The 12,796-nt window shown below is 71.2% G+C and carries 16 protein-coding genes; 6 read left to right on the plus strand and 10 right to left on the minus strand.

All coding sequences use genetic code 11. The features are described 5' to 3' along the window. Positions 1-8 precede the first annotated feature (8 nt). Positions 9-395: a hypothetical protein gene (locus E7742_RS09365; protein WP_137798707.1), complete on the plus strand. Its 387-nt coding sequence runs from the start codon at positions 9-11 to the stop codon at positions 393-395. 34 nt (positions 396-429) lie between these two features. Here the strand turns inward: E7742_RS09365 and nadC are convergent, their stop codons facing one another. The 3 genes from nadC to nadA are packed head-to-tail and all read right to left on the minus strand — an operon-like array spanning position 430 to position 3,919. After that, positions 430-1,293, minus strand: coding sequence for a carboxylating nicotinate-nucleotide diphosphorylase (gene nadC, locus E7742_RS09370; RefSeq protein ID WP_137798708.1), 864 nt, complete (start codon positions 1,291-1,293; stop codon positions 430-432). After that, a complete protein-coding gene (locus tag E7742_RS09375) occupies positions 1,290-2,876 on the minus strand; it encodes an L-aspartate oxidase (protein WP_137798709.1) in 1,587 nt (528 codons plus the stop codon). Before E7742_RS09375 ends, nadC begins: the two co-directional genes overlap by 4 nt. After that, on the minus strand, positions 2,876-3,919 hold the full coding sequence (gene nadA, locus E7742_RS09380; protein WP_137798710.1) for a quinolinate synthase NadA: 1,044 nt from the start codon (positions 3,917-3,919) through the stop codon (positions 2,876-2,878). The genes E7742_RS09375 and nadA overlap by 1 nt, the downstream gene beginning before the upstream one ends. 102 nt (positions 3,920-4,021) lie before the next feature. Between nadA and E7742_RS09385 the strand changes: the two genes are divergently transcribed. The 3 genes from E7742_RS09385 (at position 4,022) to E7742_RS09395 (ending at position 6,399) form a co-directional block, all read left to right on the plus strand. Further along, positions 4,022-4,756 carry an NUDIX hydrolase gene (locus E7742_RS09385; protein WP_137798711.1) on the plus strand — a complete coding sequence of 245 codons (735 nt, stop codon included), beginning with the start codon at positions 4,022-4,024 and terminating at the stop codon, positions 4,754-4,756. A gap of 70 nt (positions 4,757-4,826) precedes the next feature. Beyond that, positions 4,827-5,261, plus strand: a complete 435-nt coding sequence (locus E7742_RS09390) for a DUF6314 family protein (protein WP_137798712.1) — start codon at positions 4,827-4,829, stop codon at positions 5,259-5,261. A gap of 79 nt (positions 5,262-5,340) precedes the next feature. Then, the gene (locus E7742_RS09395) at positions 5,341-6,399 is read left to right on the plus strand and encodes a winged helix DNA-binding domain-containing protein (RefSeq protein ID WP_137798713.1); all 1,059 of its coding nucleotides are present in this window, start codon (positions 5,341-5,343) and stop codon (positions 6,397-6,399) included. A 7-nt stretch (positions 6,400-6,406) separates the two neighbouring features. Here E7742_RS09395 and E7742_RS09400 read toward each other — a convergent pair whose 3' ends face one another. Genes E7742_RS09400 through bioB form a run of 3 tightly spaced genes read right to left on the minus strand, consistent with a single transcriptional unit; the run spans position 6,407 to position 8,220 of the window. Further along, entirely contained in the window at positions 6,407-6,964 is a 558-nt protein-coding gene (locus tag E7742_RS09400) for a DUF2567 domain-containing protein (protein ID WP_254699214.1), read from the minus strand. Between the two features lie 10 nt (positions 6,965-6,974). Continuing rightward, complete coding sequence (bsaP, locus tag E7742_RS09405) at positions 6,975-7,214, minus strand: biotin synthase auxiliary protein BsaP (protein ID WP_137798714.1); 240 nt, start codon at positions 7,212-7,214, stop codon at positions 6,975-6,977. Next, entirely contained in the window at positions 7,201-8,220 is a 1,020-nt protein-coding gene (bioB, locus tag E7742_RS09410; protein ID WP_137798715.1) for a biotin synthase BioB, read from the minus strand. Before bioB ends, bsaP begins: the two co-directional genes overlap by 14 nt. Before the next feature lie 210 nt (positions 8,221-8,430). On the opposite strand from bioB, the gene E7742_RS09415 reads away from it, so the two are divergent. After that, positions 8,431-9,063: a TetR/AcrR family transcriptional regulator C-terminal domain-containing protein gene (locus E7742_RS09415; protein WP_137798716.1), complete on the plus strand. Its 633-nt coding sequence runs from the start codon at positions 8,431-8,433 to the stop codon at positions 9,061-9,063. A 5-nt stretch (positions 9,064-9,068) separates the two neighbouring features. Here the strand turns inward: E7742_RS09415 and E7742_RS09420 are convergent, their stop codons facing one another. Beyond that, the gene (locus E7742_RS09420; RefSeq protein ID WP_137798717.1) at positions 9,069-9,347 is read right to left on the minus strand and encodes a hypothetical protein; all 279 of its coding nucleotides are present in this window, start codon (positions 9,345-9,347) and stop codon (positions 9,069-9,071) included. A gap of 61 nt (positions 9,348-9,408) precedes the next feature. Next, positions 9,409-9,744, minus strand: coding sequence for a hypothetical protein (locus E7742_RS09425; RefSeq protein WP_254699215.1), 336 nt, complete (start codon positions 9,742-9,744; stop codon positions 9,409-9,411). A 381-nt stretch (positions 9,745-10,125) separates the two neighbouring features. Here E7742_RS09425 and E7742_RS09430 point away from each other — a divergent pair, with 381 nt between their 5' ends. After that, positions 10,126-11,250 (plus strand): lipase family protein, encoded by a 1,125-nt coding sequence (locus E7742_RS09430; protein ID WP_137798718.1) that lies wholly within the window; start codon positions 10,126-10,128, stop codon positions 11,248-11,250. A gap of 3 nt (positions 11,251-11,253) precedes the next feature. On the opposite strand, the gene E7742_RS09435 is transcribed toward E7742_RS09430, so the two are convergent. Together E7742_RS09435 and E7742_RS09440 are read right to left on the minus strand one after the other, a co-directional pair. Then, positions 11,254-11,868, minus strand: coding sequence for a YdcF family protein (locus E7742_RS09435; RefSeq protein ID WP_137798719.1), 615 nt, complete (start codon positions 11,866-11,868; stop codon positions 11,254-11,256). 177 nt (positions 11,869-12,045) lie between these two features. Further along, positions 12,046-12,792 carry a Mut7-C RNAse domain-containing protein gene (locus E7742_RS09440; protein WP_137798720.1) on the minus strand — a complete coding sequence of 249 codons (747 nt, stop codon included), beginning with the start codon at positions 12,790-12,792 and terminating at the stop codon, positions 12,046-12,048. Positions 12,793-12,796: the final 4 nt, after the last annotated feature.

Here is a 12,796-nt window from a genome sequence, read left to right on the forward strand (position 1 = left end):
GTTGCGTCATGCCCGAGCGGAAGAAGTATGCGGCGCGGTACGCAGACGCGCTGGAAGCCCTGGCCACCGCGACCCACCGCCCCACCACGGTGGTCAACCTCGACGGGCGCTATGCGATTCGGGTGGAACTGGAGTTCAGCCGGTTCGCACTGGCCGCGAACACCCCGGGCGGGCTGTCCGCCGATCCCGACGCGTCCGGCACCTGGACCGTCGGCATCCACCAGGACGGCGCAACGGATCCACGCCCCCTGGCCGCCGCCAGTAGTGCATGGCTGATCGACGCGTTCGACGCCGCCTTCGAGGAACTGCGACAGTCCGCGAACTGGATCGTCACGGACATCCAGCACGGCGAACTCGCCGCGGACCCGGACGGCGAGAATCCGCCCGGCCGGTGAGCCGTTCCCGCGGCGGCCCGCGGGAACGGCCGGCTCACATGTCGAGACCCAGGTCCAGCACCGTCACCGAATGGGTCAGCGCGCCCACCGCGAGGAAGTCGACACCGGTCGCCGCGTAGTCGGCGGCCACGTCGAGCGTGAGGCCGCCCGAGGACTCGAGCTTGGTCTCCGGGGAGACGGTGTCCCGCCGCTGGACCGCAATCTGCGTCTGCCACAGCGGAAAGTTGTCGAGCAACACCAGCTCGACGCCCTCGGCCAGCACCTCGTCGAGCTGGGTGAGGGTGTCGACCTCCACCTCACACTCGACGTCCGGCGCGGCCGCGCGGACCGCTCGCAGCGCCGCCACCACCGAACCCGCCGCGGCGACATGGTTGTCCTTGATCAGGGCCGCGTCGCCGAGCCCCATCCGATGGTTCACCCCGCCGCCGACCCGCACGGCGTACTTCTGCAGTCCACGCAGCCCCGGAAGGGTCTTGCGGCTGTCACGAATCCGGCAGTTCGTGCCGGCCACGGCGTCGACCCACCCGGAGGTCGCGGTGGCGATGCCGGACAGGTGGCACATCAGGTTGAGCATCGTGCGCTCGGCGGTCAGCAACCCCCGGGTCGGCGCGTCCACGGTGAGCACCGCGTCACCCGGCTGCACGCGGGTGCCGTCCGCGACCCGGTCCAGCACCTGGTAGTTCCCGGCGCCGATGACCTCGTCGAGCACCGTCAGTCCCACATCGATGCCGGCCACGGTCCCCGCCGACCGCGTCACCACCGCCGCCTTCGCCACCGCGCCCTCCGGCACCGTCGCGACCGACGTGATGTCGGGGCCGTACCGGAGGTCCTCGTCGAGGGCGGTGCGCACCAGCGCGAGCGTCTCCTGCGGATCGAGCCGGTCCTGCGTACTACTCACTGTGCTCCCATCGATTGCAGCGCTTGTACTTCCGTTACTTCCAGTTCGCCGTCGCGCCCGATCCGCACCGGCAGAGGACGCCGGAACTCCTCCGCCGCGTCCGGGTGATCGGCCCGTGTGTGGCAGCCGCGGCTCTCCCGCCTGGCCGAGGCCGCCAGCACCAGCGCCGACGCCGCCACCGTCAGCGCGGTGTCCTCGAGCGCGCGATCGGTGCCGGCCACCGCGATCGGGCTGCCGAGGAGTTCGGCGCCGACACCGGCCAGCCCCTCGCCCTCGCGCACGACGGAGGCATGGGAGGTCAGGAGTTCCTGGACGCGTTCTCGGGGCGCCCTGCGGCGGAAGGGCAGCAGCAGGTCGGTCGCCTCCACGGCCACGTCCACGCGCTCGGCGGCCGCGTGGCCCACCCGCGTGCCCACGACGAGCCCCTCGAGCAAGCTGTTCGAGGCGAGCCGGTTGGCGCCGTGCAGCCCCGTGCGCGCCACCTCGCCGACCGCGTACAGACCCGGGACGCCCGTGCGCCCGTGCACGTCGGTGACGATCCCTCCGCACGAGTAGTGCGCCGCCGGGGCGACCGGGACGAGCTGCGCGGTGGGGTCGATGCCCGCGGCCAGGCACGCCGCGGTGACCGTGGGGAACCGGTTCGCGAAGCCGGGCAGGTGCCGGGCGTCGAGGTAGACGTGGTCCGCTCCGCTCTCCCGCAGCCGCCGGGCGATGGCCCGGGAGACCACGTCCCGCGGGGCCAGATCGCCCTGCGGGTGCACGCCGTCGGTCACCGACCGCCCGTCGGCGTCCACCAGGCGGGCGCCCTCGCCGCGCACGGCCTCGCTGATGAGCGGGCGCCGCCCGACCCCGCCGGGCGCGTACAGCACGGTGGGGTGGAACTGGACGAACTCGAGGTCGGCCACGGCCGCACCCGCCTCGAGTGCCAGCGCGATGCCGTCACCGGTGGCGCCCTCCGGGTTGGTGCTGCACGAGTAGAGCTGGCCGAGGCCGCCGGTCGCCAACGCCACCGCGGGCGCGTGGACGACTCCGAGCCCCCGGTCGGAGAGCACCATCAGTCCGGTGACCCCGCGCCGATCGGTCGTGACCCGGGCGGCCGCCGCACCGAACAGCACCGGCATGCCGGCCGCGTTCAGGGCCCGCTGCACCTCCGCACCGGTGGCGTCGCCGCCGGCGTGCACGATGCGGCGGGTGCTGTGCCCGCCCTCGCGCGTGCGGGCCACGGCCCCGTCGGTCCCGACGTCGAACACCGCACCCAGCGCGGTGAGCGCGGTGAGCGCCTCACGGCCCGCGGAGACGATCGACCGCACCGCGGCCTCGTCGCACAGTCCCGCTCCCGCGACACAGGTGTCGCCGGTGTGCGAATCGACCGAGTCGGTTCGCGGGTCCCCCACCACCGCGATGCCGCCCTGCGCGTACTGGGTGGCGGTGTCGGTGGGTCCGCCCTTGCTCACCACCAGCACCCGCAGACCCCGCTCGGCGGCGGTGCGCGCAGCGGTCAACCCGGCCACGCCTCCCCCGACGACGACCAGATCTGCCCGCGCCTCCCACACGACGCCGTCACCCCCGGGACCGGCGACCATTACTCCCCGCCGCCGGGGTTCCCGATCTCGATCATGCGCTGCACGGACTTGCGAGCCCGCTCGGCGACGTCGGGGGCGACGTGGACCTCGTCCTTACCCTCGACGAGGCAGCGCAGCAGCGCGGCGGGCGTGATCATCTTCATGTACGGGCACGCCGCGCGGTCGTTGACCGCCTGGAAGTCGACGCCCGGGGCGGCCTTGCGGAGCTGGTGGAGCATGCCGACCTCGGTGGCGACGAGAACCTGCTTCGCGCCGGTCTCGCGCGCCGCGTCGAGCATGCCGCCCGTCGAGAGGATCTTGACCTTGTCCTCGGGCACGAAGCCCTCCCCCGCGAGGTACAGCGCGGAGGTGGCGCAGCCGCACTCCGGGTGCACGAACAGCTCCGCGTCGGGGTGGCTCTTCGACTTGGCGGTGAGCTCGTCCCCGTTGATCCCGGCGTGTACGTGGCACTCACCGGCCCAGATGTGCATGTTCTCGCGGCCGGTCACTCGCTTGACGTGGGCGCCCAGGAACTGGTCCGGCAGGAACAGCACCTCACGGTCGGGGTCGATCGACGCGACGACGTCGACCGCGTTGGACGACGTGCAGCAGATGTCGGTCAGGCCCTTCACCTCGGCGGTGGTGTTGACGTACGAAACCACCAGCGCGTCCGGGTGTTCGGCCTTCCACTCCCGCAGCTGGTCCGCCGTGATCGAGTCGGCGAGCGAGCATCCGGCGCGCTCGTCCGGAATCAGCACGGTCTTCTCGGGGCTGAGGATCTTCGCGGTCTCGGCCATGAAGTGGACGCCGCAGAACACGATGGTGTCCTCGGGTGCCTCGGCCGCGATCCGCGACAGCGCCAGCGAATCCCCGACATGGTCGGCCACGTCCTGGATCTCGGGCAGCTGGTAGTTGTGCGCCAGGATCGTGGCGTTGCGCTCGGTCGCCAGCCGGCGCACCTCGGCCGCCCACGCGGGCCCGGCCTCGACACCGGTGTATCCGCCGGGACCGTCCACGATCTGCTTCGTGCCGTCGGCCCACAGCGGCGGAATCGTCGATGTCATGGCCACTCCTTCTTCGAAGCCCCCTTGGACGGCTCCGTCACTGAACCCGGGCGGGCTGGCCCGAGTTTCCGAAAACGAGGTTTTCGACTTACGATCGAAAACATGCCCCATAGTAGCACCGTCCACGAAGTGCTCACCGCGGTGTTCCAGGTTCGGTCCACCGCGCAGACCATCGCCGCAGGTGACGGCCATCACGGGCGGACCGGGTGCCGCGCCGACGAGCTGATGGTGCTGCTGTGGCAGCGCGCACTCGATCCCCAGAAGGGCACGTGGTCCCTGCCCGGCGGAACCCTCGGGGACGACGAGAACCTCGAGACCTCGGCCCGCCGGCAGCTCGCCGAGAAGGTGGACGTCCGCGAGGTGGCCCATCTCGAACAGCTGTCGGTGTTCAGCGACCCGCATCGCGTCCCCGGTGATCGGCGGATCGCCTCGACCTACCTCGGTCTCGTCCCGCTGCCCGCCGACCCCCAGCTCCCGCCGGACACCGCCTGGCATCCGGTCTCCGCGTTGCCGGCGATGTCGTTCGACCACGGCACCGTCGTCGAACACGCGCGCGCTCGGCTGGCCGCCAAGCTCTCGTACACGAACATCGCGTTCGCCCTCGCCCCGGACGCGTTCACGATGTCGACGCTGCGTGAAATCTACTGCGCCGCACTCGGTTACCAGGTCGACACGACGAATCTGCAGCGAGTCCTCACCCGTCGGGGAGTCATCACGGCCACCGGTGACACCGCCCGCTCGGGACGTACCGGCGGCCGTCCCGCCGCCCTCTACCGCTTCGCCGATTCCCGGCTTCGCGTCACCGACGAGTTCGCGGCGCTGCGACCACCCGGTTGATCCGCCCGAGGCGGGGCGGCGACGCGATGCCCGTCCCGGACGGACGACGCCGCGCTCTACCATCGATCGCGTGACCGACCGAGCTGTTGCCGACCCGTTGTCCCTGACCGGCCGATGGACGTTCTCGCGGACCATCGACGACCGGCTCACGAGCACCCGCAGCACGGTGTCCGGCCACATCGAACTGACCGCCGAGGCCGACGCGAAGATCCGGTGGCACGAGAGCGGCGTCCTCCGCACGGACGGCAAAGAACTCCCGGTGTACCGCACCCTGTGGGTGGTGCGACGCGACGGACGGTGGATCGTCACCTTCGAGGACGGCCGCTTCTTCCACCCGTGGACGACGGGCGAGCAGGTCGAGCATCCGTGCGGCGCAGACGTCTACCTGGGCCGGATCGACGTCGAGCAGGATGCGTCCAGCGGCACGGTCCCGCGCTGGACGGTGCAGTGGACCGTGTCCGGCCCGACGAAGGACTACACGATGAACACAGTCCTCATGGCGTGAGCCGTGCGTGAGGGCGCCTGACGCGGCTCGACGGTGCGTCGAGTCCCCGAATGTCGGGGGGCGCCGCTAGTTTGGCGGCATGACGACGGTTCGTGAGCTGGCCCGGCTGAGGCTCGTCGCGCAACGCGTGGCGGGCCCGCCGTCACCGTCCGCCGTCGACACCGTGCGCTGGCTGACCGCGGCCCAGGCCCAGGACTTCCCGGGCGCACTCACTTCGGTGGCGCTCCGGTCCGGCCCCGACGGGCGGGCATCGATTCTGGACGCGCTGAACTCCGGCGCGGTGGTGCGGTCGTGGCCGATGCGGGGCACGCTGCACTTCGTCGCGGCGGAGGATCTGCCGTGGATGCTGGCACTGTCCGGCGCGCGCACGGTCTCGAGTGCGGCGGCTCGGCACCGCGGTCTCGGCATCGACGACGCCGCCGTCACGCACGCACGCGAGGTGGCGCTCGCCGCCCTCGACGGGACCGCCCTCGACCGCCCGGAACTGATGCGGGCGTGGGAGGAAGCCGGCATCGAAACCGGGCAGCAGCGTGGTCCGCACCTGTTGTGGACACTCGCCCTGACCGGGGTGGTGTGCCTCGGTCCGGTGCGCGAGGGCCGGCAGCGGGTGGTGCGGATCGACCAGTGGATCGAACGCCCGCGAGTGCTGGACATCGACGCCGCCCTCGCCGAATGGGCCCTCCGGTATTTCCGCAGCCACGGACCGGCCACCCTCGACGATTTCGTGTGGTGGACCAAACTGCCTGTCCGCCAGGCGCGTACCGCGCTGGAGGCGGCCGCGCCGGACCTCGAGCATCTGTCCGTGGGTGGGCGCGACTACTTCCTCGACCCCGCCGTGCCCGCGCTTCTCGAGCAGCACCAGCGATCGGCGCGCGGGGTCTTCCTGCTGCCGGGATTCGACGAGTTCATCCTGGGCTATCGTGACCGGACCGCGGCGGTCGCCGCCGAGTTCGAGTGTCTTCTCCACCCGGGGAACAACGGCATGTTCAAACCGACCGTCGTCGACAACGGGCGCGTCGTCGGCACCTGGAGACGCGCGGACCGCGGCGCCACCCGGAACATCGACGCCACCCCGTTCACGACGTTCACCGAGCGGACGGCGAAGAGTGTTCCCCGGGTTTACGCGGCGCTGCCGTGAGAGCGCGTCAGGCGCGCCCGTCGGCCACTGCGCCGTCCGCCCCCGCGACGGGCACGTCGTCGTGCTCACCCACCAGGTCGTCGTACGGGCTCAGCGCTGCCAGCAGCAGATAGACGAGCGCGGCCGCGAGCGGTTGCGCCACGAGGACCATCGGCGTGGACAGCACCGGCGCGTCCGCGACGATCGTGCCGACCGCGGGCCCCGCGGCCCGCGGGAAGCGAAGATGCGCGACACCGAGGCCCGCCAGCGCCGCCACGCCCGCTCCCAGCCCCGATCCGATCACGAGGGCAGCGACCGCGCCCGGTCCGCGAACCCGACGCATCCCCCACACGACGACCGCCGACAGCACACCCAGCACCACGCCGATCCCGACGAAGATGGCCACCGCATCGAAACGGTGCAGACTCTCGCCGGTCAACACGACACCCCGGTCCTCGGCGACGACGAGCAGCCGCACGGCCGGAGCCAGGAACGCCCACACGACACCGGCCAGACCGCCGAGCACCGTGAGCACCCCCACGATCCCGAGGGTGGCACGGGTTCGGGGGCGGCGGTGTGTCGTCACACCCCGGACGTTACCTGCGGCCGAGAAGGGTCGAATCGAGGACACCGTGGCGCGAGCACTTCGCCCACCAGCCGTCCGGGCTCACCTGAACGAGCATCCGGCGTCCGCACTGCTCGCAGAACCGCGGCGGCTCGAGACCCAACCGGGCCGCCGCCGGCACGACGTCGTCGACCCCGGCGACGATTCGGCGGCCGGTGAACGGGTTGTACCGCTCGGCCGCCGGGTCGTCCACCCCGTCAGAGGGTCGCATTGAGGGCCTTGATGGGCATCTCGAGATCCACCAGCAGATCCAGGTCGCTCTCGGCGGGGCGTCCCAGGGTGGTCAGGTAGTTGCCGACGATGACGGCGTTGACGCCACCGAGGATGCCCTGCTTGGCACCGAGATCGCCGAGGGTGATCTCCCTTCCGCCCGCGAACCGGAGGATTGTGCGCGGCAGCGCCAACCGGAAAGCGGCGACGGCCTTGAGTGCCTCACTGGCGGGCAGGACCTCGAGATCACCGAACGGCGTGCCCGGGCGCGGATTGAGGAAGTTGAGCGGCACCTCGTCGGGCTCGAGCGCGGCCAGGTTCGCGGCGAACTCGGCGCGCTGCTCGACGGTCTCCCCCATGCCGAGGATGCCGCCGCAGCACACCTCCATACCGGCCGCGCGGACCATGCGCAGCGTCTCCCACCGCTCTTCCCACGTATGAGTGGTGACGACGTTCGGGAAGTACGACTCCGCGGTCTCGAGGTTGTGGTTGTAGCGGTGCACGCCCATGGCGGCGAGCTGGTCCACCTGCTGCTGCGTGAGCATGCCGAGGGAGCAGGCGATCTGAATGTCGACCTCGTTGCGGATGGCCTCGATTCCGGCGGCGACCTGCGCCAGCAGCTTCTCGTCGGGCCCGCGGACCGCGGCGACGATGCAGAACTCGGTGGCCCCCGTCTTCGCGGTCTGCTTGGCGGCCTCGACGAGGCTCGGGATGTCGAGCCAGGCGCCGCGGACCGGCGACTGGAACAGGCCGGACTGCGAACAGAAGTGGCAGTCCTCCGGGCAGCCGCCGGTCTTGAGGCTGATGATGCCCTCGACCTCGACCTCGGGACCGCACCACTTCATGCGCACGTCGTGGGCCAGTGCCAGCAGTTCCTCGAGCCGGTCGTCACCCAGGCGCAGTACCGCGAGTACCTGCTCCTGGGTCAGCGCCTCCCCGCGCTCGAGCACCTGTTCGCGGGCGGTCGCGAGAATGTCGAGATCGACGACGTCGGGGGCACTGGTCACTGCGAACTCCTCGGGTGCGAACAGTCCCGGGACCGGGACCGGACGGATTCGACGGCTACCGTCGGTGGCGAACTTGAACGCCGTACAAGTTGAACGGCGTTCACGTTAGAGCGACGGTCGATTAGTGTCAAAGGCACAGCGGAGCGGGTGACGGTGGCCGGAAGTACACGCCGTCCCCGCCGCGGGGATCGAATCGGCAGGAGTGGGGCAGTGCAGTTACGACGCGGCGACGTCCTCGACGGCGCGATGGCGATCCTCGACGAGTACGGGCTCGCCGATCTGACGATGCGTCGCCTCGCGACCTCGCTCGGTGTCCAACCCGGGGCCCTGTACTGGCATTTTCCGAACAAGCAGACGCTGCTGGGCGCGATGGCGGACCGGATCCTCGAGGGGGTGGACGCCCCCGTCTCCTCCGATCGGTGGGACGACGGCATCGCCGAACTCGCGCACCGCATCCGCAGCGCGCTCCTGGCGCACCGCGACGGTGCCGAACTCGTCGCGGCGACCTACGCCTCACGGATGGCGTCGAACCTGGCCCGCGAAAGTTTCGTGGGCGCCGGAGTCCGCGCCGGGCTCCCCCGTCCGTACGCCGAACTGGCCGCCTACACGCTGCTGTACTTCGTCCTGGGCCACACCGTGGACGAGCAGTCACGGGCACAGATGGAGGCGATGGGCGCACTGACCCGCACGCCCGCGTCCCCGGACACCGAGACCGGCGTCGACGTCGGCTCCGACGACGATCTGCTCGACGGTGACCCGCAGGTGCGCTTCGACTTCGGCCTCGCTCTGTTCATCGACGGCGTACGCGCCCGGCTGGCCGAGGCCGTCCGCCCCGGCCGCTGAGCCGGTCACCGCCGCCGGTCGTCGGCGTCGACCAGTGGACGGGGCACCGACCGCGGCGCGAGCAAGAACGTGCACCCGAGGGTCACCGCGGCGAATCCGACGGCAACGCCGCCCATCGCGAACGATCCCGGGCCGCCCGTCTCCGCCAGCGCCCACATCCAGAACCCGGCCACCACGAGGAAGACGCCGCCGGCCGAGCACACCGCGAACCGGACTCGCCAGCACCGCTCACTGCGTGCCGGCCAGTGCCGGGTCGATTCGACCGCGAAGTGACCGGCGATCACGGACACCAGCCAACCACACGGTCACCGGAGGGCCACCCGGCCTCGACGCCGATCGCCGCGCTCAGCCCGCGCCGTCCCGCCGTTCGGACACCGCGACACAGATGAGCATGTCCGCGGCCACGGCGTCCGCGGCATCGACATCCCCGGCGTCCAGCAGAGCCCGTTCGCGGGCACCCAGCGCGCGGATGGCCCGGTCGAGCTCGTCGGGATCCATCGCCCACGCGGCCGCATGCACGGGCGAGGACCGCATCCGCCGGTGATCGCGCCATTCCTTCCACGCGAAGCCGACCAGTAACAGCAACGTCAGCAGGATCGGGATCGCCGCGAGCACGACCAGCCAGGTCGGCGGCGCGACCATCTCGCCGGTGTACTCCCCGCTGTACTCACCCAGCCCCATGTAGCGCATCCCCCACGATCGACGGTAGAACGTGTCGATCGTATGCCGTTGCCGGAGAGTGCGACTCGACACCCGAGCTCCGGCCCGTTTCGCCGCTCATCGCCCGTTCGGACGAGAATTCTCACCATGACGGACATCACGTCGCACGGGGCGGAATACTGCGCAGCAAACCGGCGTTGTGCAGTCTGGATCGGCGTGCTCCGTGTCCCCCGGGCTCAACACACCGCCTTCGCAGAGTTCCGTCCGGCTGGAGCTGCGTTGCGCATTTCGCCGTGAGGCGACCGAGCACGCCGGTCCCCTTCTTCGTCGAATCCCCCACCCCCGCGTCCCGACCGGCGCACACTGGGAAGCCGACAGCGCGGACCGGTGGGGGTGGCGCACATGCTCGGACGACGCCTGAGTCAGATGGTGCTCGCGCTCGTGGTGGCAGTGGGCGGCGCGTCCGCAATCGCGGACGCCGCCCCGGAGAGTCCCAGAGTCCCCGGGACGCTCGTCGCGACATCGGACCTGGACCCGGTGTTCTGGATTCCCGGGGCCGCCTCCGGAGTCGCCGTGACCTACCGGACCACCGGACCCCTCGGTCTTCCCGCGCTGAGCACCGGCGCCGTGTTCACGCCGCCGGGGCAGCCGCCACCGGGCGGTTGGCCGGTCATCTCCTGGGCCCACGGCACCGTGGGACTGGCGGACCGCTGCGCACCCACCGTCACCGGCACCGTCGGCCTCCCCTACCTCGCGTCCTGGCTGTCACAGGGCTACGCGATCGTCGCGACCGACTACGTCGGCCTCGGCACGCCGGGTGTGCACCCGTACCTCGACGGAAAGACCGCAGCGCACAGCGTGATCGACATGGTCCGGGCCGGCCGCGCCGCGGCGCCCGAGCTGTCGAACGCGTGGGCGGTGCTGGGCCAGTCGCAGGGCGGACACGCCGCGATGCTCACGGCCGCACACGCGCCGCGGTACGCGCCCGAACTCGACTTCCGTGGCGGCGTCGCGACCGGGGCGCCGTCGAATCTGGAGAACCTGGTGGGCCTGGTGCGCCCCGAATTTCCGCAGTTGCCGTTGACCGGGAGCACCGTCTTCGTGTCCTACATCCTGGCCGGCCTCCGCGCGGCGCGTCCGGATCTCGATATCGACAGCCACCTCACCGACGTCGGCCGCGCGGCCCTCGACGCCGCCGAAACGGATTGCTACGAACAGATGGCGCCGCGTCTGCAGGACGTCTCGATCGGTGACCTCGTCGCCCGCCCGCTCGACAGCCCCGCCCTCACCGGGGCCCTCCGCGAGATGCTCGAGGTCCCGACGACCGGTTACGAACGACCGATGCTGCTGGGCCAGGGCCTCACGGACGAGATGGTCCCGGCGCCGCTGGCGGCGAAGCTGGCCACCGAACTGACCGCCCAGCGGCAACCCGTCACGCTCCGGACGTATCCCACCGACCACATTCAGACGATGCGCGCGTCGTTGCCCGACGCGTCGGCCTTCGTGCGGGCACTGTTCGCGCGCTGATCGTCAGCCCGGCGCGGCGACCGGCACGTACCGGAACTGCCCCGACGCCGCCTGGAACGTGGCGAGCGCCCGGTCGATGTGGGAGGCGGACGTGACCAGGACAGCACCCTGCGCACCCGCCGACGCCAAGATTCCGGTGGTGTTGCGGGCGTTCTCGACCGTCGAGTACGACGCGTTCTCGAGAATGATGTTCGCCGGGTTGACCCCACGCAGCACGAGCCCCACCAACATCGACTGAGCTTCGCTGAACGGCAGCGGCTGGGTGGGACCGCCCGAGACGATCACCTTGTTCGCCGGATGGATGCGTGCGATCGCTGCGGCGGTGTCCAGCCGCGCATCGAGGACGGCCGGCCGCGTGCCGCCCGGGTCGAGCCGCGCTCCGAGTACGACGACGTACCGGGTGCTCGGGTCGCCGGCGAGATACGCGTGCGCCTCGGCGAACCGGCCCAGGGACGAGACGGTGTCGCCCACACCCGACGCCACGGTGTACTCCAAGTTGTCGACGCCTTCACCGATGAGTCCGGGAATGTCCAGCGACGCAGCGTGCGCCGGAACGGTCGTGAGGAGCGGCAGTGCGGCCACCGTGGCAGCAACGACGGCGAATCTCGATTTCTGCATGCACCTAAGTCTTTCCGGGTCAGCGGTCGGGTCCGGTCACGCTCGACGGACCGCCGGTCACGCAGACTCTCGGGCCTGCCCACGTCCGGTTCGGTCGGTCGTCAGGGGGCGACGATACAGGCTGCATGGCGCTCCGCAACCGCTTTCGCCGCAGACCCGAAGGAGCGGTCCGGGACTTCAGAACCAGATCCCGAACTCCGCCAACCGTGCCCGCAGGCGGTCGACATGGCCGCCGGGCCAGTACACCTGCCCGCAGTCGTGGCACCGGCTGAAGCGATGCTGTTCACGCCACACCCCGCCCGGCACCCGGCCGCGGACCGCGGCCGGCGTCGCCGGGCCGATGAGACCGTTGCAGCGGGCGCAGCGGGTGAGCGGGTCGATGCGCTCCTGTAGCCGGAACCGATCGAGGACCTCGCGCAACTGACGGCGCGGGTCCGTCTCGTGTACGTACCCGCCGTGGACCAGCGCGGCGCGCTCGAGCAGACCCACGTCACGGGTGAGAAGGACGCGATTCTCGTTGCGGGACAACCGGAGCAGATCGTCGTCGGACCGGGCGTCGTCGTAGGAACTGTCGAACCCGAGCAGCCGCAGGTAGCGCGCCAGCCGGCCCAGGTGCACGTCCAGGACGAACCGGGTCTCCGGGAGCCGGGGGCGCAACCGTCGGATGTCGCCGAGGTCGAGGGACTGGAAGGTCGGGTACACCGCGACGCGTTCGTCGCCCGCGAGCCGATGATCGAAGGTCACCGGCTCACCGTCCACGACGATCAGGTCGACCTCGGTGTGCGGGACGCCCAGCGACTCGATCCGATCCTTGACCGACGGGGCGCCGTCGAACTCGAGCGCGATGCCGGACCGCCGCAGCCGCGGGGGCAGGAAGTCGTTCAGCTCCCCGTAGAAGCGGAACTCGCAACGCCGCGCCGCCATCGCC

This window comes from Rhodococcus sp. SGAir0479 (genome assembly GCF_005484805.1).
GTDB lineage: Bacteria > Actinomycetota > Actinomycetes > Mycobacteriales > Mycobacteriaceae > Prescottella.

Excerpts from the sequence above, each read along its gene's own strand:
- E7742_RS09425 (WP_254699215.1), bottom strand. The coding sequence starts at position 9,744 with ATGGGGCTGGGTGAGTACAGCGGGGAGTACACCGGCGAGATGGTCGCG.
- E7742_RS09385 (WP_137798711.1), top strand. The coding sequence starts at position 4,022 with ATGCCCCATAGTAGCACCGTCCACGAAGTGCTCACCGCGGTGTTCCAG.
- E7742_RS09395 (WP_137798713.1), top strand. The coding sequence starts at position 5,341 with ATGACGACGGTTCGTGAGCTGGCCCGGCTGAGGCTCGTCGCGCAACGC.
- E7742_RS09365 (WP_137798707.1), top strand. The coding sequence starts at position 9 with ATGCCCGAGCGGAAGAAGTATGCGGCGCGGTACGCAGACGCGCTGGAA.
- nadA (WP_137798710.1), bottom strand. The coding sequence starts at position 3,919 with ATGACATCGACGATTCCGCCGCTGTGGGCCGACGGCACGAAGCAGATC.
- E7742_RS09430 (WP_137798718.1), top strand. The coding sequence starts at position 10,126 with ATGCTCGGACGACGCCTGAGTCAGATGGTGCTCGCGCTCGTGGTGGCA.
- E7742_RS09440 (WP_137798720.1), bottom strand. The coding sequence starts at position 12,792 with ATGGCGGCGCGGCGTTGCGAGTTCCGCTTCTACGGGGAGCTGAACGAC.
- E7742_RS09375 (WP_137798709.1), bottom strand. The coding sequence starts at position 2,876 with ATGGTCGCCGGTCCCGGGGGTGACGGCGTCGTGTGGGAGGCGCGGGCA.
- E7742_RS09435 (WP_137798719.1), bottom strand. The coding sequence starts at position 11,868 with ATGCAGAAATCGAGATTCGCCGTCGTTGCTGCCACGGTGGCCGCACTG.
- bsaP (WP_137798714.1), bottom strand. The coding sequence starts at position 7,214 with ATGCGACCCTCTGACGGGGTGGACGACCCGGCGGCCGAGCGGTACAAC.